The organism is Pseudomonas sp. F3-2 (assembly GCF_038804275.1).
Taxonomy (GTDB): Bacteria; Pseudomonadota; Gammaproteobacteria; order Pseudomonadales; family Pseudomonadaceae; genus Aquipseudomonas.
Genome location: NZ_CP152388.1, coordinates 5,619,246 through 5,641,889, shown reverse-complemented (window position 1 = coordinate 5,641,889; position 22,644 = coordinate 5,619,246). Strand labels below are relative to the sequence as shown.

At 59.9% G+C, this 22,644-nt stretch carries 22 protein-coding genes; 16 read left to right on the top strand and 6 right to left on the bottom strand.

Features of this window, described 5'->3' with window-relative positions; translation table 11 throughout:
* The first annotated feature begins 43 nt into the window (after positions 1–43).
* A complete protein-coding gene (locus AAGQ88_RS25115) occupies positions 44–958 on the top strand; it encodes a ParB/Srx family N-terminal domain-containing protein (protein WP_342653909.1) in 915 nt (304 codons plus the stop codon).
* A 15-nt stretch (positions 959–973) separates the two neighbouring features.
* Here the strand turns inward: AAGQ88_RS25115 and AAGQ88_RS25110 are convergent, their stop codons facing one another.
* Positions 974–1,558, bottom strand: a complete 585-nt coding sequence (locus tag AAGQ88_RS25110) for a DUF6436 domain-containing protein (protein ID WP_342653908.1) — start codon at positions 1,556–1,558, stop codon at positions 974–976.
* A 107-nt stretch (positions 1,559–1,665) separates the two neighbouring features.
* Between AAGQ88_RS25110 and AAGQ88_RS25105 the strand changes: the two genes are divergently transcribed.
* Entirely contained in the window at positions 1,666–2,613 is a 948-nt protein-coding gene (locus tag AAGQ88_RS25105; RefSeq protein ID WP_285426274.1) for an alpha/beta hydrolase, read from the top strand.
* A 33-nt stretch (positions 2,614–2,646) separates the two neighbouring features.
* On the opposite strand, the gene AAGQ88_RS25100 is transcribed toward AAGQ88_RS25105, so the two are convergent.
* The gene (locus tag AAGQ88_RS25100; protein WP_285426275.1) at positions 2,647–3,387 is read right to left on the bottom strand and encodes a DUF2059 domain-containing protein; all 741 of its coding nucleotides are present in this window, start codon (positions 3,385–3,387) and stop codon (positions 2,647–2,649) included.
* A gap of 194 nt (positions 3,388–3,581) precedes the next feature.
* On the opposite strand from AAGQ88_RS25100, the gene AAGQ88_RS25095 reads away from it, so the two are divergent.
* Both AAGQ88_RS25095 and AAGQ88_RS25090 read left to right on the top strand, forming a co-directional pair.
* Complete coding sequence (locus AAGQ88_RS25095) at positions 3,582–4,220, top strand: 2OG-Fe(II) oxygenase (protein ID WP_342655884.1); 639 nt, start codon at positions 3,582–3,584, stop codon at positions 4,218–4,220.
* A gap of 190 nt (positions 4,221–4,410) precedes the next feature.
* A complete protein-coding gene (locus tag AAGQ88_RS25090) occupies positions 4,411–4,848 on the top strand; it encodes a DUF4399 domain-containing protein (RefSeq protein ID WP_093465658.1) in 438 nt (145 codons plus the stop codon).
* A gap of 75 nt (positions 4,849–4,923) precedes the next feature.
* Here AAGQ88_RS25090 and serA read toward each other — a convergent pair whose 3' ends face one another.
* On the bottom strand, positions 4,924–6,153 hold the full coding sequence (gene serA, locus AAGQ88_RS25085) for a phosphoglycerate dehydrogenase (RefSeq protein ID WP_342653907.1): 1,230 nt from the start codon (positions 6,151–6,153) through the stop codon (positions 4,924–4,926).
* Between the two features lie 204 nt (positions 6,154–6,357).
* On the opposite strand from serA, the gene AAGQ88_RS25080 reads away from it, so the two are divergent.
* From AAGQ88_RS25080 to AAGQ88_RS25065, 4 genes are all read left to right on the top strand, one after another.
* Positions 6,358–7,752 (top strand): FAD-binding oxidoreductase, encoded by a 1,395-nt coding sequence (locus AAGQ88_RS25080; protein WP_177182166.1) that lies wholly within the window; start codon positions 6,358–6,360, stop codon positions 7,750–7,752.
* Positions 7,753–7,800: 48 nt separating this feature from the next.
* Positions 7,801–8,466 (top strand): fumarylacetoacetate hydrolase family protein, encoded by a 666-nt coding sequence (locus AAGQ88_RS25075; protein ID WP_342653906.1) that lies wholly within the window; start codon positions 7,801–7,803, stop codon positions 8,464–8,466.
* A gap of 183 nt (positions 8,467–8,649) precedes the next feature.
* Positions 8,650–9,573, top strand: a complete 924-nt coding sequence (locus AAGQ88_RS25070; protein ID WP_342653905.1) for an SdiA-regulated domain-containing protein — start codon at positions 8,650–8,652, stop codon at positions 9,571–9,573.
* Between the two features lie 111 nt (positions 9,574–9,684).
* Positions 9,685–10,593, top strand: a complete 909-nt coding sequence (locus tag AAGQ88_RS25065; protein WP_342653904.1) for an SdiA-regulated domain-containing protein — start codon at positions 9,685–9,687, stop codon at positions 10,591–10,593.
* Positions 10,594–10,694: 101 nt separating this feature from the next.
* On the opposite strand, the gene rpiA is transcribed toward AAGQ88_RS25065, so the two are convergent.
* Complete coding sequence (rpiA, locus tag AAGQ88_RS25060; protein ID WP_093465639.1) at positions 10,695–11,366, bottom strand: ribose-5-phosphate isomerase RpiA; 672 nt, start codon at positions 11,364–11,366, stop codon at positions 10,695–10,697.
* 251 nt (positions 11,367–11,617) lie between these two features.
* Here rpiA and ilvA point away from each other — a divergent pair, with 251 nt between their 5' ends.
* Positions 11,618–13,132, top strand: coding sequence for a threonine ammonia-lyase, biosynthetic (ilvA, locus tag AAGQ88_RS25055; protein WP_342653903.1), 1,515 nt, complete (start codon positions 11,618–11,620; stop codon positions 13,130–13,132).
* 297 nt (positions 13,133–13,429) lie between these two features.
* A complete protein-coding gene (locus AAGQ88_RS25050; RefSeq protein WP_342653902.1) occupies positions 13,430–13,858 on the top strand; it encodes a DUF2269 family protein in 429 nt (142 codons plus the stop codon).
* A 38-nt stretch (positions 13,859–13,896) separates the two neighbouring features.
* On the opposite strand, the gene AAGQ88_RS25045 is transcribed toward AAGQ88_RS25050, so the two are convergent.
* Complete coding sequence (locus AAGQ88_RS25045; RefSeq protein WP_342653901.1) at positions 13,897–14,553, bottom strand: HAD family hydrolase; 657 nt, start codon at positions 14,551–14,553, stop codon at positions 13,897–13,899.
* 165 nt (positions 14,554–14,718) lie between these two features.
* Between AAGQ88_RS25045 and AAGQ88_RS25040 the strand changes: the two genes are divergently transcribed.
* Both AAGQ88_RS25040 and ptsP read left to right on the top strand, forming a co-directional pair.
* Positions 14,719–15,198: an RNA pyrophosphohydrolase gene (locus AAGQ88_RS25040; protein WP_062379340.1), complete on the top strand. Its 480-nt coding sequence runs from the start codon at positions 14,719–14,721 to the stop codon at positions 15,196–15,198.
* Positions 15,199–15,219: 21 nt separating this feature from the next.
* Positions 15,220–17,499: a phosphoenolpyruvate--protein phosphotransferase gene (gene ptsP / locus AAGQ88_RS25035; protein WP_342653900.1), complete on the top strand. Its 2,280-nt coding sequence runs from the start codon at positions 15,220–15,222 to the stop codon at positions 17,497–17,499.
* 83 nt (positions 17,500–17,582) lie between these two features.
* On the opposite strand, the gene AAGQ88_RS25030 is transcribed toward ptsP, so the two are convergent.
* The gene (locus AAGQ88_RS25030; protein ID WP_342653899.1) at positions 17,583–18,329 is read right to left on the bottom strand and encodes an NRDE family protein; all 747 of its coding nucleotides are present in this window, start codon (positions 18,327–18,329) and stop codon (positions 17,583–17,585) included.
* Positions 18,330–18,442: 113 nt separating this feature from the next.
* Between AAGQ88_RS25030 and AAGQ88_RS25025 the strand changes: the two genes are divergently transcribed.
* The 4 genes from AAGQ88_RS25025 to cfa all read left to right on the top strand — a co-directional run bounded on the left by AAGQ88_RS25025 (position 18,443) and on the right by cfa (position 22,551).
* Positions 18,443–19,225: a sulfite exporter TauE/SafE family protein gene (locus tag AAGQ88_RS25025; protein WP_342653898.1), complete on the top strand. Its 783-nt coding sequence runs from the start codon at positions 18,443–18,445 to the stop codon at positions 19,223–19,225.
* 44 nt (positions 19,226–19,269) lie between these two features.
* Positions 19,270–20,082 carry a prolipoprotein diacylglyceryl transferase gene (lgt, locus tag AAGQ88_RS25020; protein ID WP_342653897.1) on the top strand — a complete coding sequence of 271 codons (813 nt, stop codon included), beginning with the start codon at positions 19,270–19,272 and terminating at the stop codon, positions 20,080–20,082.
* 55 nt (positions 20,083–20,137) lie between these two features.
* Positions 20,138–20,971 (top strand): thymidylate synthase, encoded by an 834-nt coding sequence (locus tag AAGQ88_RS25015; protein WP_342653896.1) that lies wholly within the window; start codon positions 20,138–20,140, stop codon positions 20,969–20,971.
* 494 nt (positions 20,972–21,465) lie between these two features.
* Positions 21,466–22,551: a cyclopropane fatty acyl phospholipid synthase gene (cfa, locus tag AAGQ88_RS25010; protein ID WP_342655883.1), complete on the top strand. Its 1,086-nt coding sequence runs from the start codon at positions 21,466–21,468 to the stop codon at positions 22,549–22,551.
* Positions 22,552–22,644 lie beyond the last annotated feature (93 nt).

The following is a 22,644-nucleotide window of genomic DNA, read 5'->3' as shown; positions in this document are numbered from 1 at the left end:
TTATTGCATTAAGCTGAGCCGACGTCCTGGAGAGTCCCGAACCATGCGCATCCAATCCTGCAGGCTTACGATCCTTTTGCTCCTGCTTTCAGCTCAGGCGTGTGCCTTCACTGGGCCCAAGCCGGGTGACGTCGTTGAGGTCACGCTTGATCAGGTCCACCCCACGCAGGCGGTGATCGGCTTCGATCAGGTCTATTACAAGCTGGAGCGTTTCGCCAAAGACCGGCAGGCGCTGTTCGACGAGATCTGCGAGAGCAATGGCCAGGTCAAGGCCCGGCCGGTAAGTGAGTCTGCCGACCCTTTGAAGCCGGAAAGCTTTGCCTGCAAGGACGAGCCCAATGCCCATCCGCAACAGATGAAGACCATGGTCGTGGGCCCGGGCGGCGATTTTTATCTCACCGACGGACACCACACGTTCAGCGCGCTGTGGGAACAGCCCGGCGCAGGTCCGCAGATGAAAATGAAGGTACGCATCACCGATGTCTTCAGCGACAGCGCCGACATGCCTGCCTTCTGGGCGCGCATGCAGCAGACACACAAGGTCTGGCTCAAGGACGGCAACGGTCAGGCCATCGCGCCCGATCAATTGCCGGCCCATGTCGGCCTCAAATCCATGCAGAACGACATCCTGCGCAGCATTGTGTACTTCGTGCGTGGCGCTGCCTACGACAAGCCAAAGGCAGGCGAGGTGTCGCCCGAGTTTCTGGAGTTCTACTGGGCAGACTGGCTGCGTGACCGGCTCAAGTTGGCGGACTTCAACCTCAGCGAGCGCAGCGGCTATCACCAGGCATTGCAGGCGGCGAGTGATCTGATGGTCAAGCCGCCGTCGAGCAAGTCGGTGGGCGGCGGCATGACCGCCAGGCAGCTCGGTGGATTCAAGTCGGTCAAGCGCAAGGTCCTGACCAGGACCGCCAGTGAAAAGCTGCCCTATGTGATCGACTACAAGAGCACGCACTGACCACGGCAGGGCGTTTCAGTCGGGGGTTTGCCATGGGCAATAACACCCCACCGCCATGGTGTGTGTGGCGTTGACCGGGCGATTGGCGCTGAGCGCTTGAAGAATGGGCTCGACGAAGCTGTTCTGTGAATTGCACACCAACCCCTCGCTGTAAGGGCCGAAATACGCCAGTTTGCCTTGGCGATCCCAGATGGCAATGGCCGGGCTGGATGTCATTCGCTCGGCGCCGGGCAGGTGGCTCAGCGGTTTGATCGCGTTCAGCGTGACCGGCAATTGCCCGCGAGTGCCTGGTTTTTGCACCGCGTAAAACGCCACGCCGCCGACCCCGGCGTAATGCGCGACCAGTTCGCTCAGATGCTCCTGATTACCGACGTTGCACGGGCAGGCAGGGTCCCAGAAATGCACGACACGGATCGGTCCGGGGCCGGCAAGCTCTGGCGGTAGCCTCAAGCTGTCCCCGGCGAACAAGGCGGTCGTGTCACTGAACGTCCGAAGGTATCGACCCTCAAACCACGTGAAGCCAAGCCACAGAACTGCCGCGCAGGCGAGGGCGATCAGCGCGATTACAGTGCGGCGTCGAATGCGGGAATGAGCAGTCATGAGGCGGCTTCGATTTGGATGCCGTAGCTTGCCACGCCTTGACGGACAGAAGAAACTCGCAAGCAGCGGCGCCCCCAAACCCTAAACCTGCCTGATCTGGAATACCGATGTCCGACTCGTTCGACCCCGATCACCTGCGCGCCGGGCTTCAGCCGCTCAGTGCGAACCTGGCGCTTTCCGAAGAAGGTCTGGCGTACCAGCGTTTCTACAACATGCTGGGGCTGGGCCGCGAGGGTGCGGTAAACAGCCGGCTGGGGCGTTTCGAAATTGGCGGCTATGAAATCGTCACTCAGCTGTGGATGCCAGAACGGCCTGTGGCTACCCTCGTGCTGGTGCATGGTTTCTACGATCACATGGGGCTGTATCGTCACGTCGTCGAATGGGCGCTGGAGCTGGGATTTGCGGTGATTTCCTGTGACTTGCCAGGCCATGGCCTGTCCAGCGGAACGAGGGCGAGCATTACTGATTTCGCCGAATACCAGCTGGTGTTGGAGCGTCTGTTCGTCGAAGCCGCCACGCTGCAGTTGCCCAAGCCATGGCATCTCTGCGGGCAGAGCACCGGCGGTGCGATCGTCATCGATCATCTGCTCAGTCGTGGCAATGAAAGTCCGGCGCAAGGCCAGTCGATTCTGCTAGCGCCTCTGGTGCGCCCGCGTGGCTGGACGTTGTCCAAGGTCAGCTATTACCTGCTGCGCGCCTTCGTAAAAGGCATCGACCGGCGTTTCAGCGAAAACTCCAACGCGCCCGCTTTTCTGCCGTTTCTGATGGCCGACCCGCTGCAGCCCAGGCGCTTGCCGACCGCGTGGGTCGGTGCGCTGGCCAAGTGGATCGAACGCATCGAAAGCGCGCCGCGCAGCCGTCGCAGTCCTTTGATCATTCAGGGCGAGTCGGACATGACGGTGGACTGGAGCCACAATCTGGCCGTGCTCAACGACAAGTTCGAGCAGCCGCAAGTATTCATGCTGCATGAGGCGCGGCATCACCTGGCCAATGAGCTGCCGGAATTGCGGGCGCAGTTTTTCGAGTTTCTGACGCAGCGGATGAAGCAATCCTGATCGCCGTGCGTTGAAAGGTTTCGGCGTGCGGCGTTACTTCACGTTCTGGCCGACCGCCAGGCCTGCACGGATCGCGGCCAGTGCGGCCTGATAATAAGCCTTGCCTTCGCTGGACTCGGCGAACGTGGCGAACTCATCCAGCTCCGCATCGGACAAGTCCCGGTAGACATACAGCAGCGTGTTGTTGAGGTCATTGCCGATCTGCGCCATCAGGCGCTGGCGCTGGCCGTCGAGCATGGCCTGGGTCGAGCCGCTTCCCATCAGTCCCGGAATCATCGAACTCAGGCTATCGGCTGCGACGCCGGCGATGGCCAGGCTCACTTCGGCGCCAGCCTCGCGGGCGGGCAGGGCGTTGGCCAGGTGGCCGATAATCAGCGTGCGATTGTCATCGGCCTGAATGTGCGGAAGTCCCTGAGCGTTTTTGGCCAGTTGATCGGGGCGGGTTGCCGTCAGCTCGGCATTGACGATCTTGCGGCCCAGCGGCGACTGGAAAAACTGCAGTGCGGGATTGGGGTCTTGCAGGCTCTGGCGCAGCTTCTGTTCGGCGCGCTGATCCATCGCTTGCGCGGCAAACCGCTGATTGCTGTTGTTGACCAGTGCATCGAAGACCGCCGGCGGCAGGCTGTTGCGGTAGCGCTGCTGCGCGGCTTTGAGGGCGTCGGTGAAATGCGCGCGCTGTTCTGGCCAGCCGGCGACCTTGTACAGCTGGTCGTGGCCGTCTGCCCAAACGGGCATGGTGCAGAACATCAACAGCAGGAAAAACAGACGGCGCATTAGAGACTCCTGTCGGCAGGCAGCTATTCTCGGCGGGGCGGCGGGGATTTGTCGAGTTAACAGTTGCCAGACCCCAAGAAAACCCGTGGGTTCGGCCGTTTTCGTGTCGGTGTGCGGCGGGTTTTCCCCGGTGACAAAATATTCTTGTTCCGGCAGACCGCGGGCTCTGTCGGATTCACCGGCGTATGGATACTATGCGCGCCATGCACATATCCCCCGATCACCCGTTGCTGTTGCGAATCGTCGACGACCTGGCCGAGCGTGGCTGGTCGCAGCAGAACATCTTCCTGCCCGACAGCCTGACCCGCGAGCTGGCGCTCGAGTGCCGCACGCGCGCAGCCGAAGGCGAGCTTGCGCCTGCTGCCGTCGGACGCGGGCCAGCACAGGAGATTCGCGAGGGCATTCGCGGTGATCACATTCAGTGGCTGGAGGCCGGTCAGGCCGAGCCTTGCGATCGTTATCTGGCACTGATGGACAGCTTGCGTCAGGCCCTCAATCGCGGCTTGTTCCTGGGGCTTGAAGACTTCGAAAGCCATTTCGCGCTGTATCCGCCGGGCGCTTTCTACCGAAAGCACGTCGACCGCTTTCGCGATGACGACAAGCGCATGGTGTCTGCGGTGATCTACCTCAACGACGCCTGGTTGCCCGAGCATGGTGGTCAGTTGCGCATGTACCTCAAGGATGGCATCGAGTACGACGTACAGCCCACTGGTGGCTGCCTGGTGGTGTTTCTGTCGGGCGATATGCCACACGAGGTCTTGCCGTCCACGCGTGAGCGCCTGTCGCTGACCGGATGGTTCCGCCGCCGCGGCAACGATCCGCTGGAACTCTGACGGCTGCCGCTGCAACGGCATTGCCCGATGACGGCGTCTGCAAAAATGAAATCTTCTACATAAATCCGTTCGCCCGACGTGCCCATGGCTGGATAGCGCTAAGGTAAAGACCGTACTTGAGCGTTCCCTGCCTGCTGAGCCGAGCTTTCGTCAGCACTGAGCGCCTATAAAATCCAGAACGGGAGAGATCATGAAGACCTTATTTGCAAAAACTGCCTTCGCCGCGCTGTTGCTGGGGGCTGCATGTGTGGCTCAGGCGGCGGATGTCCCGCGCACGCCTTCGCCTGCCGGGGCAGAGGTGTACATCATCTCGCCCAAGGACGGAGCGACGGTGAACGGCACCTTTAAAGTGCAGTTCGGTTTGAAAGGCATGGGCGTTGCGCCGGCGGGCGTCGATGTGCCCGAGACCGGTCATCACCACTTGCTGATCGACGTCAAAGACCAGCCTGACATGAGCGCACCGTTGCCCACCACCGACAATATTCGCCACTTCGGCAAAGGCCAGACCGAGACCGAGCTGAACCTCACCCCGGGCCAGCACACGTTGCAGTTGCTGGTGGGCGACAAGAACCACGTGCCGCTGAACCCGGTGGTTGAGTCGCAGAAGATCACGATCACCGTCAAATAACGCGTCGATCCTCGCCATCGCCAGGCACAAAAAAGGAGACCCGAAGGTCTCCTTTTTTACGCCCGTCAACAGGGCTTAGAACAACACGCGGCTGCGGATGGTGCCTTTGATCTGCTGCAGCTTTTCTTGCGCCAGATCGGAGTATTCGGCGTCGACGTCGATCACCACGTAACCGACGTTCTCGTTGGTCTGCAGGAACTGACCGGAGATGTTGATGCCGTTTTCCGCGAACACCTTGTTGATTTCGCTGAGCACGCCCGGAATGTTTTCGTGGATGTGCAGCAGGCGATGCTTGCCCGGGTGAGCAGGCAGGGCCACTTCAGGGAAGTTGACCGAAGACACGGACGTCCCGTTGTCGCTGTACTTGACCAGTTTTTCCGCCACTTCCAGACCGATGTTGGCCTGGGCTTCGGCAGTCGAGCCACCAATGTGCGGGGTCAGGATGACGTTATCCAGGCCACGCAACGGGCTTTCGAACTCGTCGTCATTGGAGCGCGGCTCGACCGGGAACACGTCGATGGCGGCGCCGATGAGGTGCTTGTCCTTGATCGCGCCGGCCAGTGCGTCGAGATCGACCACGGTGCCACGTGCGGCGTTGATCAGGATTGCGCCTTTCTTCATGGCGCGGATTTCGCTCTCGCCAATCATCATTTGGGTGGACGGCAGCTCGGGTACGTGCAGGGAGACGATGTCAGCCAGACCCAGCAGCTCATGCAGGCTCGGAACCTGGGTCGCGTTGCCCAGTGGCAGCTTGGTCAGTGGATCGTAGAAGAACACTTGCATGCCCAGGCCTTCGGCCAGAACCGACAACTGCGTACCGATCGAGCCGTAACCGATGATGCCCAGCTTCTTGCCACGGATTTCGAAAGAGTTGGCTGCGCTCTTGATCCAGCCGCCACGGTGGCAGGACGCATTTTTCTCCGGGATGCCGCGCAGCAGCAGAATCGCCTCTGCCAGCACCAGTTCGGCGACCGAACGGGTGTTGGAGTAAGGGGCGTTGAACACGGCAATGCCGCGCTCGCGGGCGGCGTTCAGGTCAACCTGGTTGGTGCCGATGCAGAAGCAGCCCACTGCGACCAGTTTCTTGGCACTGTCGAACAGTTCTTCGGTCAGTTGGGTGCGGGAGCGGATACCGATGAAGTGAGCGTCGGCAATCTTTTCCTTCAGCTCGGCTTCCGGCAGAGACTTGGTGTGGTACTCGATGCTGGTGTAACCGGCGGCCTTGAGGACGTCGACTGCGGATTGATGGACGCCTTCGAGAAGAAGGAACTTGATCTTGCTCTTGTCGAGGGAAGTCTTGCTCATCTGCGTAAACCTGTGTCCCGGAGAAAAAATGGCAGGGAATGGTCAGCCTCAAAGCTGGCCGCACGGCGCAACGGCGCCTCCGCAGGTCGGCCTCAGGCACGTCTCTGCGGGGGCGGTATGCTAGCATATGTGCCCCGCTAAATACCCGCTCCTGCGACGTGAGCCGTTCTCAGGATCACCATGAATTGTTCGAGAGTTCTGTCGATGACACATCCTGCCCTGATTGATGAACTGAAGACCCTGGTTGAGCCTGGCAAAGTACTTGCCGACGCCGATTCCCTTGAGTTTTACGGCAAGGATCACACCAAGCACTTCGCGCCTGCGCCGATGGCAATCGTGTTCCCGAAGACCACCGAGCAGGTTCAGGCCATCGTCCGCTGGGCTAACGAACGCAAGGTCGCACTGGTGCCATCGGGCGGCCGGACCGGGCTCTCGGCAGCGGCCGTGGCGTCCAATGGCGAAGTGGTCGTTGCGTTCGATTACATGAATCAGGTGCTGGAGCTCAATCTCACCGACCGTACCGCTGTCTGCCAGCCTGGCGTGGTCACCAAGCAGCTGCAGCACCTGGCGGAAGAGAACGGCCTGTATTACCCGGTCGACTTCGCCTCGTCCGGTTCGAGTCATATCGGCGGCAACATCGGTACCAATGCGGGCGGGATCAAGGTCATCCGTTACGGCATGACCCGTAACTGGGTCGCTGGCATGAAAGTCGTCACCGGCAAGGGCGACATTCTCGAGCTGAACAAGGACCTGATCAAGAACGCGACCGGCTACGACATGCGTCAGCTGTTCATTGGCGCCGAGGGCACGCTGGGCTTTGTGGTCGAAGCGACGATGCGTCTGGATCGCGCTCCGAAAAACCTGACGGCGATGGTGCTCGGCACCACTGACTTCAACGCGATCATGCCGGTGCTGCACGCCTTCCAGAGCAAGCTGGACCTGACCGCGTTCGAGTTCTTCTCCGACAAGGCGCTGGCCAAAGTCATGGCGCGAGGCGATGTCCCGTCGCCGTTTGCGACCGAGTGCCCGTTCTATGCGCTGCTCGAATTCGAAGCCACGACCGAAGAGGTGGCCAACCACGCACTGGAAACATTCGAGCACTGCGTCGAGCAGGGCTGGGTGCTGGACGGCGTGATGAGCCAGAGCGAGCAGCAGCTGCAGAATCTGTGGAAGCTGCGCGAGTTCATTTCCGAGACCATCTCGCACTTCACTCCTTACAAGAACGACATCTCCGTGACCGTCTCGAAAGTCCCGGCGTTCCTGGCCGATGTCGACGCCATCGTCGGCCAGCATTACCCGGACTTCGAGATTGTCTGGTTCGGTCACATCGGCGACGGTAACCTGCACCTGAACATCCTCAAGCCTGAAAACTTGAGCAAGGATGAGTTTTTCGCCAAATGTGCGACGGTGAACAAGTGGGTGTTCGAGATCGTTCAGCGCTACAACGGCTCCATCTCCGCTGAACACGGCGTGGGCATGACCAAGCGCGACTATCTGGAGTACAGCCGCTCGGCTGTGGAAATCGAATACATGAAGGCAGTTAAAGCGGTGTTCGATCCGAACGGCATCATGAACCCGGGCAAGATCTTCGCGGTTTAAGCGACGGTTCTCACCTATAACAAGCCGATCTCGTATTCAGGAGCGCTCATGAGCTACCAGCACAAGTATGTCGACGGAACGAAGGTGCACTTTCCACTGGGCAAGGTCGTCTGCATCGGCCGCAATTACGCCGAACACGCCAAGGAGCTGGACAACCCGGTGCCGACCGAGCCGCTGCTGTTCATCAAGCCCGGCAGCTGCGTCGTCGAGCTCGAAGGCGGGTTCAGCATTCCGCAGGATCGCGGTTCGGTGCATTACGAGGCCGAAATCGTGGTGCTGATCGGTAAACCGCTGAGCAAGAATCCGAGCCGTGAAGAGGTGCTGGACGCCATTTCCGGCTTCGCACCGGGGCTGGATCTGACGCTGCGCGATGTGCAATCGCGTCTCAAGGAAAAAGGGCTGCCGTGGGAAATCGCCAAGTCCTTTGACGGTGCGGCGGTTATCGCTCCATTCGTCTCGGCGGACCGTTACCCTGACCTCACCGATATCGCCATTCGGCTGAGCATCAACGGTAAGGTTCGTCAGGATGGCAACAGCAGCCAGATGCTCAACCCTATCGTGCCGATGATTCAGCACATGGCCTCGCAGTTTTCCCTGCAGGCGGGCGACTTGATCATGACCGGCACGCCCGCTGGCGTTGGGCCGTTCAACGTCGGCGATCAGATCGTGCTGGAGCTGCCCGGTCACAGCCGTTTTGAAAGCGACGTGCGCTGATCGATCCGGCCCGGCCAGTAAAGGCCGCCTGCGAACCTGTGCAGGCGGCCTTTTTTGTTTTACCGGTTGAATGCCTGTTCCAGACCCAAGCGTTGCCGTTTTTTTCACAAACGATCTGGATAATTCCTCGCCGACCGCGGCGCCGCGCTGTGCCCATGGACGTACTTTCTCAGGATTGCTTCGATGGCCGTTAATGCTCAAACGCTGACCCCAACCAAGAGCCGCCGGCGCATGCGCTGGGCGTGGTTACTGATCGCCGTTCTGGTGATCCTGGCCGGTCTGTCGTTCGCGTGGGACTGGAATGACCGGGGGCTGTTGTGGTTGCGTGAGCGCGGCGTAACGCCCGCCGAACGGGCGGCGAGCGTCTGGCTGCCGGATTATCAGGTCGACATCGACGCCAAGCCGCTGGCGGGGATGGAAAAGGACGAGGCGTCCGATGTGTCCTACGACCCGGCGAGCAAGACGCTGTATGCGGTCATGGGCAAAAATGCATTCCTGTCGCAATTGACCCTGACAGGCGATGTCATCCGCAAGATTCCGCTCGTAGGCTGGAGCAATCCGGAGGCCCTGGCTGTTCTGGGTAATGGCCAGATCGCGATCGTCGACGAACGTCAGCATCTGGTGACTGTGGTCACGGTGACGCCGGACACCAAGACGCTGAACATTGCTGACTTCCCCAAATATGACCTTGGCCCTTCGAAGGATCAGAACAAAGCCTTCGAAGGGATCGCCTGGGATCCGCGCAACCAACAGTTCCTGTTTGGCGAGGAGCGGCCGCCGGCGCTGTACAGCCTGAAGGCTGACGTCAGCGGCAAAGTGGACGGCACGAAAAAGAAACTGATCAACGACAACCTCATCGTGCGCAACCTGTCCTCGCTGTATGCGCACCAGAAGACCGGGCATCTGCTGGTGCTGTCTGCCGAGTCGCACATGCTGCTGGAGCTGGACGAGAAGGGGAATCAGGTGAGCTTCATGACCCTGCTGCACGGCTTCAATGGATTGAGCGAGACGATCCCGCGCGCAGAAGGCGTGACGATGGATGAAAACGGCACTCTTTATATGGTGAGCGAGCCGAACCTGTTTTACTCGTTCAAGAAAAAGCAGTGACCTGACCGCACTGTTTTTTGTGTCCGCCGATGACCTCGGCAGCAGTTGTTAAGCCAGGCTTCATCGAAAAGTGGTATTAAAGCGGCCCCTTTTCGATGCTGAGCCGTTCGCATGACCCGTCTGTCGCCTCTCAAGAGCGTCCTGCTCACCTTGCTCGTCGTCATTGTGCTTGCGGCTTTGTACTTCACCGCCCGCGACTACCGCGTCATCGAGCGGCTTTGGTTCAACTGGCATGTGTTCTGGCAATCCACCAACGCACAGGCGCTGGGGCTTGATGAATTCGAAGTGGTGGTCGAAGGCAAAGTCATTGAGGGGCTCGACGACGTTTCAGCACTCAGCTACGACCCGCAGCGCAAAACCCTCTTCACCGTCACCAATAAACACCCCGAACTCGTCGAGCTGAGTCTGGACGGGCAGGTGCTGCGGCGCATTCGTCTGACCGGGTTTGGCGATGCCGAAGCGGTGGAGTACATCAGCCCCGGCACTTATGTGATCAGCGATGAGCATGGTCAGCGTTTGATCAAGGTGCAGGTCGACGATGCCACCGTCGCCCTCGATGCCGGGCAAGCCGAGCAGCTGACGCTTGGGGTGGGCGCCGGCGGCAACAGCGGTTTTGAAGGATTGGCCTATGACAACCAGGGGCAGCGCCTGTTTGTGGCCAAGGAGCGCAAGCCGGTTCAGATCATTGAAGTGCGCGGCTTCCCCCGCGCCAATGCCGATCCGACGAATATTCTGGAAGTCACTTCGAGCAAGCAGCGCTATGCCGGGTTGTTCGTGCGCGACCTGTCCAGTTTGCAATTCGATGAGCGCAGCGGGCATTTGCTGGCGCTGTCGGATGAATCGCGGCAGATTCTCGAGCTCGATACTCAGGGGCGGCCGGTGGCAAACGTGTCGCTGAGCAAAGGCAGCATGGGCCTTGAACGCAGTGTGCCTCAGGCCGAGGGCATCGCGATGGGTGATGACGGAACGCTGTACGTGGTGAGCGAGCCGAACCTGTTTTACGCGTTCAGGAAGAAATAAGCCGCTCAGTCACGCTTTGCGCGCGCATCGAACAGTGGCAGTGAGGCTGATCACGAAGGCTGTGTTGCTCAACTGCCACGGCGCGTGGGATATGTTGATGATCAGCGCGTCAGGGTTTTCACGCCTTCCTGAGTGCCCAAAAGCAGCAGATCGGCTGAGCGCGCTGCGAACAGGCCGTTGGTGACCACGCCCACGATGGCGTTGATCTGTGCTTCAAGCTCCGCCGGACGGGTGATGTTCATGTTGTGAACGTCGAGAATGATGTTGCCGTTGTCCGTCACCACGCCTTCGCGATAAACCGGATCACCGCCCAGTTTCACCAGTTGCCGCGCCACATGACTGCGTGCCATCGGGATGACTTCAACGGGCAGCGGGAACGCACCCAGCACCGGCACAAGCTTGCTGCCATCGGCAATGCAGATGAATGTCTTGGCGACCGCCGCGACGATTTTTTCGCGGGTCAGTGCTGCGCCGCCGCCCTTGATCAGGTTCAAGTGCTCGTCGCTTTCATCGGCGCCGTCGATGTAGAACTCAAGGTCACTGACCGTGTTGAGTTCATACACCGGAATGCCATGGCCTTTCAGGCGCGCTGCGGTGGCTTCGGAACTGGCGACCGCGCCGTCGAATGCGCCTTTGTGTTGTGCCAGCGCATCGATGAAGCAATTGGCGGTGGAGCCGGTGCCGACGCCCACGATGCTTTTGTCGTCGAGCTTGGGAAGGATGAAGTCGACGGCGGCCTGGGCGACGGCCTGTTTGAGTTGATCCTGGGTCATGCGGGGTTTGGCTCCAGTGAAAAATGTCCCCGGCAGAGGCGCGTTTGCCCACGACGGCGTTGTGACTGTGGCCAATGGATCGGCTGGCACTGCGCGTTCGTGGGCAAGCGCGCTCCTGTAAGGGATAGCGATATGCCGAGGGCGGGCATTATAGCGACATGCCGTCGTTAAAGCCTGACTCTTGGTGTGGTCGTGCGTCGGGACGCGGGGTAGACTTCCCGGTCTTGCCCTTTCGCCAGTGATGCTTTCCGATGCTCGAACAGTACGTGAAGAAAATCCTCACCTCCCGCGTCTACGACGTCGCCGTGGAAACCCCGCTGCAGGGCGCTCGTCAGTTGTCCGAGCGACTCGGCAACCAGGTGCTGCTCAAGCGCGAAGACCTGCAGCCGGTGTTCTCCTTCAAGATTCGCGGCGCGTACAACAAGCTGGCGCAACTGAGCGCCGAGGAGCTTGCCCGCGGCGTGGTCACGGCTTCGGCGGGCAACCACGCGCAGGGGCTGGCGCTGGCGGCCAGAAAGCTGGGCATCAAGGCCACCATCGTCATGCCCAAGACGACGCCGGAGATCAAGGTCGAAGGCGTGCGCTCGCGCGGCGGCAAAGTGGTGCTGCACGGCGACTCTTTCCCCGAGGCGCTGGCGTATTCCCTGAAGCTGGTCGAGGAAAAAGGCTACGTCTACATTCACCCTTACGACGACCCTGACACCATCGCCGGACAAGGCACGGTCGCCATGGAAATCCTGCGTCAGCATCAGGGCAAGCTCGACGCGATCTTCGTGCCGGTTGGCGGCGGCGGGCTGATCGCCGGTATCGCGGCGTACGTCAAATACCTGCGTCCCGAGATCAAGGTGATCGGCGTCGAACCGGACGATTCCAACTGCCTGCAGCAGGCCATGGCCTACGGCGAGCGCGTGGTGCTGCAGCAGGTCGGGCTGTTTGCCGACGGCGTCGCTGTGGCGCAGATCGGCCAGCACACCTTCGACATCTGCAAGGACTACGTCGACGAGGTGATCACGGTCAGCACCGACGAAATCTGCGCGGCGATCAAGGACATCTACGACGACACCCGCTCGATCACCGAGCCGGCCGGAGCTCTGGGCGTGGCGGGCATCAAGAAGTACACCGAAGAATACGGCGTCACCGGGCAGACGTTCGTCGCCATCGACTCGGGCGCCAACGTCAATTTCGACCGCCTGCGCCATGTCGCCGAGCGCGCCGAACTGGGCGAAGGTCGCGAGGCGATCATTGCCGTGACCATCCCCGAGCAGCCGGGCAGTTTCAAGGCGTTCTGCGAGGCAGTCGGCAAGCGCCAGATCACCGAATTCAACTACCGCTACCACACCGACCGCGAGGCGCACATCTTCGTCGGCGTGCAAACCCACCCGGAAAACGACCCGCGCAAGGCGCTGATCGCCAGCCTGCGAGCGCAGGGCTTTCCGGTGCTGGACCTGACCGACAACGAACTGGCCAAGCTGCACCTGCGGCACATGGTCGGCGGGCATTCGGAACGGGTCAGCGATGAAGTGGTGCTGCGCTTCGAATTCCCCGAGCGGCCGGGCGCGCTGTTCAACTTCCTCAACAAACTGGGCGGCAAGTGGAACATCTCGATGTTTCACTACCGCAACCACGGCGCCGCCGACGGCCGCGTGGTCGCTGGTCTGGTTGTGCCAGAGGAGGAGCGCCATCTGGTGCCGCAAGCGCTGGCGGAAATCGGTTATCCGTATTGGGACGAGAGCAACAACCCGGCGTACAAACTGTTTCTCGGCTGAGTCGCCATTGCGGATCCCGAAGGGAGTGAGCCAACGGTCTCTAACGCCCCGTAAGTCTGCGGCGAACACTCCGACACCTTCCCGGCTAAAGCCGGTCCTACGAAAAGCTTGCGGCATCTGTAGGACCGGCTTTAGCCGGAAAGAGGCTGGTACATCCGCCGGATACTCAGCGCCCGGGAGTCAGTCTTCGCGAGCAAGCTCACTCCTACAGGTCCTGTGGCCGTTCCCAGAACAAGCGCGCTTCTACGCGTACGGCTACGCTCAGAGCATGGCTTCTATATAAGGAAACAAACCGCGATGGAACACTTCGCCGCATTGAAAATCCTGCACATGGTCACCACGGCACTCTTGTTCGTTGGTGCGCTGGCGATGATCGTCTGGATCGTTCGCGGCCGCAGGGCCGGGGATCTGACGGTGCAGAATCGTGCCATGCAGAAGCCTTGGGTGTTTGTCTGGTTGCTGATGGGGTTGTGTCTGCTGACCTTGCCGGTCAGTGGCTGGTGGCTGGTGCATTACGCCGGTTGGCCTTTGGGGCAGACCTGGCTGCTGGCTGCGAGCGTGTTGTACACCTTTGGCGCACTGAGCTGGGCGTGGCTCGCAGTGCGCGTCAATCGCCTGCGCCGTCCGGTGATCGTGGGTAATCCCAGGTTCACGGTGGCGCTGGCAATCTTTAGCGCTGTCTGCTTCGTGTCGATTGCCGGGTTGATGGGCGCCAAGCCCGTCTGAATAAGCCTTGATCGGCTTGCCCCGGCAGATCGTCTTCGTCAGTCGCGCAGCGAAATCACCGGCCAGCCGCGACGGGTCGCTTCGGCGCGCAGCTTCTCGTCAGGATCGACGGCCACCGGATTCGCGACCTGCTCCAGCAACGGCAGATCATTCATGGAGTCGCTATAGAAGTAGCTGTCTTCCAGATTGAAGCCGTTTTCCTCGATCCAGCGGTTCAGGCGCGTCACCTTGCCCTCGCGAAAGCACGGTACGTCGGTCGTGCGACCTGTGTACCGGCCGTCGACTATCTCACATTCGGTCGCCAGCAACGTGTCGATGCCCAGGCGCGCAACTACCGGCGCAGTGACGAAGCGGTTGGTCGCGGTGATGACGACCAGCTTGTCGCCAGCATCCCGATGCCTGGCAATCAGAGCCATGGCCTTGGGCAGAATCAGCGGCTCGATGCAGTCGCGCATGAAATCCCCATGCCACTCGTCAAGTTGCGCCATCTCGGTGCGACCCAGGATTTCCAGGCTGAAATTCAGGTAATCGGTCAGGTTCAGCGTTCCGGCCAGATAGTCCTGATAAAACGCGTCGTTGCGGGCCTTGTAGGCGGCGCCATCAAGAATGCCCCGCTCACACAGATAGTCGCCCCAAGCGTGATCGCTGTCGCCGCCGAGGAGGGTGTTGTCGAGGTCGAATAATGCCAGGCGCATGGGGTTACTCGCTGAAATAGCTGAAAAAAGAGCACAAGAATACGAGGTTTGACCAAGAGATCGCATCTATTAATGCAGTTGTCACGATAAGCTGTCGACGGCTCGTTGCTGCCTTCACGATCTTTGTGGAACAATGCGGCGACATGCGTTTGCGAGGTTGTAGCCGTGATCGACCCCGATGGTTTCCGCCCTAATGTCGGGATAATTCTGACAAATGATGCTGGCCAGGTCTTATGGGCTCGCCGTATCAATCAAGATGCCTGGCAGTTTCCGCAAGGGGGAATCAACCCTCAGGAAACGCCGGAAGACGCGCTCTATCGTGAATTGAATGAAGAAGTCGGGCTGGAAAGGCATGACGTTGAAATTCTTGCCTGCACCCGCGGTTGGTTGCGCTATCGTCTGCCGCAACGTTTGGTCCGCACGCACAGCCAGCCGCTGTGCATCGGCCAGAAGCAGAAATGGTTTCTCCTGCGCCTGATCTCCAATGAGCAGCGGGTGCGGATGGATTTGACCGGTAAACCGGAGTTCGATGGCTGGCGCTGGGTCAGTTATTGGTATCCGTTGGGCCAGGTGGTGACATTCAAGCGCGAGGTGTATCGACGCGCACTCAAAGAGCTTGCCCCGCGCCTGTTGGCGCGCGACTGACACGGAGTTCGACCCCGAGCCATGCTCAATACGCTGCGCAAGATCGTCCAGGAAGTTAACTCCGCCAAGGATCTCAAGGCGGCGTTGGGGATTATTGTGTTGCGCGTCAAGGAGGCCATGAGCAGCCAGGTCTGCTCGGTCTATTTGCTCGACCCCGAATCCAATCGCTTCGTGCTGATGGCGACCGAGGGCCTGAACAAGCGCTCAATCGGCAAAGTCAGCATGGCCCCCAACGAAGGCCTGGTCGGTCTGGTGGGTACGCGCGAAGAGCCGCTGAATCTTGAAAACGCCGCCGATCACCCGCGTTATCGCTATTTCGCGGAGACCGGCGAAGAACGTTTTGCCTCCTTCCTCGGTGCACCGATCATCCACCACCGGCGTGTGGTGGGCGTGCTGGTCATTCAGCAAAAGGAACGTCGTCAGTTCGACGAAGGTGAAGAAGCCTTCCTGGTGACCATGAGCGCGCAGCTCGCGGGCGTCATCGCCCATGCCGAAGCCACCGGCTCGATTCGCGGCCTGGGCCGGCAAGGCAAAGGTATTCAGGAAGCCAAATTCGTCGGCGTGCCAGGTTCGCCCGGCGCGGCAGTGGGCACGGCGCTGGTCATGCTCCCGCCGGCCGATCTTGAAGTGGTCCCGGACAAGTCCGTCACCGACATCGACGCCGAGCTCAAGCTCTTCCAGAACGCCCTAGAGGGCGTTCGTAGCGATATGCGCACGCTTTCGGCGAAATTGGCTACGCAATTGCGCCCGGAAGAGCGCGCGTTGTTCGACGTCTACCTGATGATGCTCGACGATGCATCGCTGGGCAGCGAAGTCACCAATGTCATCAAGACCGGCCAGTGGGCGCAGGGCGCGCTGCGCTCGGTGGTCAACGAACACGTCAAACGTTTCGAGCTGATGGACGACGCCTACCTGCGCGAACGTGCATCGGACGTCAAAGACCTCGGCCGTCGCTTGCTGGCGTACCTGCAGGAAGCGCGTCAGCAGGCACTGATATATCCCGACAACACCATTCTGGTCAGTGAAGAATTGTCCCCGGCGATGCTGGGTGAAGTGCCGGAAGGCAAGCTTGTCGGTCTGGTTTCGGTACTGGGTTCGGGTAACTCCCACGTGGCGATTCTGGCCCGGGCCATGGGTATTCCTACCGTCATGGGCGCGGTCGATCTGCCGTATTCCAAGGTCGATGGCATCGAGCTGATCGTCGATGGCTACCACGGCGAGGTCTACACCAACCCGAGCGAAGTGCTGCGCAAGCAGTATTCGGTGGTCGTCGAGGAAGAGCGCCAGCTGTCCCAGGGGCTCGATGCCCTGCGCGAGTTGCCGTGCGTTACTCTGGACGGGCATCGCATGCCATTGTGGGTCAACACCGGTCTGCTGGCCGACGTTGCCCGCGCGCAGCAGCGCGGTGCAGAAGGCGTCGGGCTGTACCGCACCGAAGTCCCCTTCATGATCAACCAGCGTTTCCCGAGCGAAAAGGAACAGCTGGCGATCTACCGCGAGCAACTGGCTGCTTTCCACCCGCTGCCTGTGACCATGCGTACGCTGGATATCGGCGGTGACAAGGCGCTGTCGTATTTCCCGATCAAGGAAGACAACCCGTTCCTGGGCTGGCGCGGCATCCGGGTCACGCTCGATCACCCTGAGATTTTCCTGGTGCAGACCCGCGCCATGCTCAAGGCCAGTGAAGGCCTGAACAACCTGCGGATTCTGCTGCCGATGATTTCCGGCACTCACGAAACCGAGGAAGCTCTGCACCTGATCCACCGTGCGTGGGGCGAGGTGCGTGACGAAGGCACCGATGTGCCGATGCCGCCGGTGGGCGTGATGATCGAAGTCCCGGCTGCGGTGTATCAGACCCGCGAGCTGGCGCGTCAGGTGGACTTCCTCTCCGTGGGCTCCAACGACCTGACGCAATACTTGCTCGCGGTCGACCGCAACAACCCACGGGTGGCTGATCTGTACGACTATCTGCACCCTGCGGTGCTGCAGGCGCTGCAGAATGTCGTTCGCGATGCCCATGCCGAAGGCAAGCCGGTGAGTATCTGTGGCGAAATGGCGGGTGATCCGGCAGCGGCGGTGCTGTTGATGGCGATGGGCTTCGACAGTCTTTCGATGAACGCTACCAACTTGCCAAAAGTGAAGTGGATGCTGCGCCAGATCAACCTCAGCAAAGCCAAGGAACTGCTCGATCAACTGATGAAGAACGACAACCCGCAGGTCATCAGCAGTTCGCTGCAGCTGGCGCTGAGAAACCTGGGGTTGGCGCGGATGATCAATCCGGGGTCCGTCAAGGGTCATTGAGTCTGGGCCGGTCCTGCCAGGGGCCGCCCACAAAATCGGGTTCCACGGGGTCCAGTCCCACAATGTTCGGTTCGCAGCGTCAATCAGAGCTGCAGGTCTATCTCTCCCAATCGCCCGCCATACGGGCCGAAGCTGCGCTCGATCAACCTGCGGCTGCCGTCGGCGTTCACGAAAAGCACGGTGCTGGCGCGCGTTCCGTAATTGGGGCTGGCGATGAACACACTCGACAGCAGTTTCTCGGTCGCCAGCCCGACACCGGTGTTCGGCAGTTCTGCGTCTGGCGCAGGTTGGGGATCGGCGAGTAATTGCAGCAGCGCGTCAGGTCGTGGATCGTCCAGATGCGCCGACAGCTGCGCTTTGGCTTTCACCAGCTTGGGCCAAGGCGTATCAAGTCCTGCGTTGGAGACGCCGTAGATTCCCGCCTGCAAGCGCAACGGCGTCGGGTTGGCAGCGTTGAGGAAGTGCAACTGCTCGCGGTTGCCCACCAGCAGGTTGAAACCGCCATATTCGCTAGCGCGTGCAGCAACTTCACGCAGGTAGTCGTCGATGGACAGCGTGCCGGTCAGAAAATGAGCAACCAGCTCCCCCCTCGACCGCCGGCCCATGGGTTGGTCCGGATCGCGGATGTTGGTCAGGGCTGCAAAGCGGCCGTCTTCATTCACGCCAAGCCAGGTGCCGCCGGCTTCCAGATCACGGCCGGCGCAGACTTGCAGTACTTCCTCCCAGCGGCCCAGTGGCAGCGTGGGTCGCGCGTAAAACTCGTCACGGTTGGCTGCCAGCACCAGCGGCTGCGCATGGGTCGGGCGCCAGGCAAAGACGATCAGGCACATGAATGACTCCTTTTTTGCCACTCTACCCACACCCGGCCCTGACATCCATCGCACGCTGCTAGAGCCGATCGGCGCGCTCCGGTAACATGCCGCACTGATTTCGGGAGACGCCCATGGAATTTCTGCTCTATCTGGCTTTGGGGGCATGCGCCGGGGTGCTGGCGGGATTATTCGGCGTGGGCGGCGGCATCATCATCGTGCCGGTGCTGGTGTTCAGCTTCACGTTGCAAGGTTTCGACAGTTTGGTTCTGACCCATCTGGCGGTCGGCACGTCGCTGGCAACCATTGTCTTCACTTCGATCCAGTCGGTTCGCGCGCACCACCGCATGGGCGCCGTGCGCTGGGCGGTGTTCGCGTGGATGACCGTCGGTATCCTGATCGGTGCGGGCCTGGGCTCGCTGACAGCCAGCTACATTGCCGGGCCGCATCTGCAGAAAATCATCGGCGTGTTCGCCATACTGGTCGCCATTCAGATGGCTCTGGACTTGAAACCCAAAGCCAGCCGAGGGGTGCCGGGCAAGCCCGGATTGACCGCAGCAGGTATCGTCATTGGCTGGGCCTCGGCGATTTTCGGGATAGGCGGCGGCTCGCTGACAGTGCCGTTTCTCACATGGCGCAGCCTGACCATGCAGCAAGCGGTCGCGACGTCGTCGGCCTGCGGATTTCCGATCGCGGTGGCCAGTGCCATAAGTTTCATGATTCTTGGGTGGCACGATCCGCTGTTGCCACCGCATAGTCTCGGTTTCGTGTATCTGCCGGCCCTGATCGGCATTGCCGTGACCAGCATGTTCTTTGCGCGATTCGGTGCCAGGCTTGCGCACAAACTGTCACCCAGGCTGCTGAAACGACTGTTCGCGCTGCTGCTCGTAGTCGTCGGTACCAGTTTTCTGATCTAGTTTTGCTTTGTCGCTCAGTGAGCGTTCTATTTTAAGGAGTCGCAATGCTGCCTTACCCGCAGATTGATCCGGTAGCCGTGGCCATCGGTCCGCTGCAAATTCACTGGTACGGCCTGATGTATCTGGTCGGTATCGGCAGTGCCTGGTATCTGGCGTCCCGTCGCCTGAATCGCTTCGACCCGACATGGACCAAGGAAAAACTTTCGGACATGATCTTCTGGGTCGCGATGGGTGTGATTGTCGGGGGGCGGCTGGGTTACGTGCTTTTCTACGATCTGCCGAATTACATCGCCAATCCGTTGCTGATCTTCGAAGTCTGGAAGGGCGGCATGGCGTTCCATGGCGGCTTCATCGGCGTGATGATCGCGACGTACTGGTTCGGTAAGCGCAACGGCAAATCGTTCTTCCAACTGATGGACTTCATCGCACCGATGGTGCCGATCGGCCTTGGCGCCGGACGCATCGGCAACTTCATCAACGGCGAGTTATGGGGTAAACCGACCGACCTGCCGTGGGCCATGATTTTCCCACCCTACAGCGACCCTGCTCAGTTGCCGCGTCACCCGTCGCAGCTTTATCAGTTTGCGCTGGAAGGTGTGGCATTGTTCGTCATTCTCTATTTCTTCTCGCGCAAGCCGCGTCCGACCATGGCGGTATCCGGCATGTTCGCGCTGTTCTACGGGATCTTCCGTTTCATCGTGGAGTTCGTCCGCGTGCCGGACGCCCAGTTGGGTTATCTGGCCTGGGGCTGGGTCACCATGGGTCAAATTCTCAGCCTGCCGATGATCATTGGTGGTCTGGTGCTGATCTGGCTGGCTTACCACCGCGCGCCTGCTGCCAACAACGCAGCCGTTTGATTCGAATCGCCGGGCCCCGGGCTCGGCGGATTCACGCTACAGAGGGCCTTTGGGCATGAAGCAATACCTTGAGCTGTTACAGGACGTCATTACCAACGGAACCCGTAAGGGCGACCGCACCGGCACCGGCACCACTGCGGTGTTCGGGCGTCAGATCCGTCACAACCTGGCCGATGGCTTTCCGCTTTTGACCACCAAAAAGCTGCACTTCAAAAGCATTGCCAATGAGTTGATCTGGATGCTCAGCGGCAACACCAACACTAAATGGCTCAACGACAATGGCGTGACCATCTGGGATGAATGGGCGACTGAAGAAGGCGATCTGGGCCCGGTGTATGGCGCGCAGTGGACGGGCTGGCCGACGAAGGATGGCGGCAAGATCAACCAGATCGACTACATGGTCGATTGCCTGAAGAACAACCCCAACAGCCGCCGCATCCTCTTCCACGGCTGGAACACCGAATACCTGCCGGATGAAAAGCTGTCTCCGCAGGAAAACGTGAAGGCGGGTCGTCAGGCGCTGGCTGTGTGTCACCTGCTGTATCAAGCGTTCGTTGCTGACGGCAAGCTGTCGATGCAGCTGTATATCCGCAGTTCCGATGTATTCCTTGGTTTGCCTTACAACATCGCGGCGCTGGCATTGCTCACCCATATGCTGGCCCAGCAGTGCGACCTGATCCCTCACGAGATCATCGTCAGTCTTGGCGACACGCATGCGTATTCCAACCACGAAGAACAGATCGCCACTCAGCTGACCCGCACGCCGAAAAAGCTGCCGCAGCTGAACATCAAGCGTCGCCCGGTCACCATCTACGACTACCGTTTCGAGGATTTCGAGATCGTAGGTTACGAAGCGGATCCGAGCATCAAGGCGCCGGTCGCCGTCTGACCGGGGGCCGCAAGGCTAGCCTTTATGCAATCGACGGGAGCCAGTGTGCTCCCGTCGTTATTTTTGCTGTGCCAAATCAACCAGTTATCGTCATATGCCAAGTGACAGGGGATGCGCTGTTCATATTGAAGACTACCGGAATTGTTATGTCCTCTCGCGCAATGTGGCTATATAAAAGAGCACATACTTACTATGTTCCATCTGGTTAAAAGTCACCTGTCTATCATATGAAGGTCTAGGGTGAAGTCGTATTGTTGCAGCCGCGTAATAAGTGTTTTGCACGTTCGTAAACAAAATCGGCACGATAGATATTTTCAATCTATTGAGTGTCTTTATCGAGTTTAAATCCGTTGATGGGTTGTTCTATAGTCGAGGTCTTCCTATAAGTCTTTAGCCTGACACGCGTTTGGAATTAATCATCCATGACCACGACGAACTTCAGCACGGACACCTTTTCGGAGCATACCTCCGGCTTGTATCGCACCGCAGCGCGCATCCTCAACGAAGCAGGCATTCAGATTAACGGGTCGGCACCCTCCGATATCCGCTTCAATGGGCCGGGCGTCATCGAGCGCGCCTTCGCGCAGGGCAATCTGGGGCTGGGCGAGGCCTACATGGATGGCCAGTGGGACAGTGAGCAACTCGACGAATTCTTCCACCGACTGCTGAAAACCGGCATGACCGACGACGTCAAGCCAATACGGCTGGTGTTCTACGCGCTCATGGCCAAGTTCATGAACAGGCAGAACATCCAGCGCTCCAAGACCGTGGGCGAGGTGCATTACGATCTCGGCAACGAGTTCTATTCCAATATGCTCGATTCGCGGATGACCTACACCTGTGGTTATTGGGAGAACGCGAGCAATCTGGAAGAAGCGCAGGCCGCCAAGCTGGACCTCATCTGCCGCAAGTTGCAGCTCAAGCCCGGCATGCGCGTGCTGGATATCGGCTGTGGCTGGGGCAGCTTCATGAGCTATGCAGCGGAGCACTATGGGGTAGAAGCCGTTGGCGTGAGCATTTCCAAAGAGCAGATCGCCTGGGCTAAGGAGCGTTACAAGCATCTGCCACTGGAGTTTCGTTTTCAGGACTACCGTGAGCTCGATGAAGAGTTCGACGCTATTGCCAGCGTGGGGATGTTTGAACATGTCGGGCGCAGGAACCACCGTGAATACATGGAACTGGCTCATCGGTGTTTGAAGCCGGGTGGTCTTTTCCTCCTGCATACCATCGGCAAGAACCAGCGCAACTCTTATCCTGACCCATGGATCGACAAATACATATTTCCCAATGGCGACTTGCCGTCCATTGGCCAAATGGGCGATGCCATGGATGGCTTGTTTGTCGTCGAAGATTTGCACAACTTTGGCGCGGACTACGACAAGACTCTCATGGCGTGGCACGATAACTTCATGAAGGCCTGGCCGCAGTTCCAGGATCAGTTGGGTGAGCGCTTCTATCGCATGTGGCGTTATTACCTGCTGTCCTGTGCCGGCGCTTTCCGTGCGCGTGATATTCAGTTGTGGCAATGGGTGCTGTCCAAGGGCGGCGTGCCGCATGGATACCACCGCAGCCAGATTTGAGTAAGCCCCGTCTCCGCAGGAGCACGCTGGCTCTGAGTCGCATTCAGACGATTGCGGCTTAAGCCAGTGCGCTCCTGCAATCGTTAATGGACC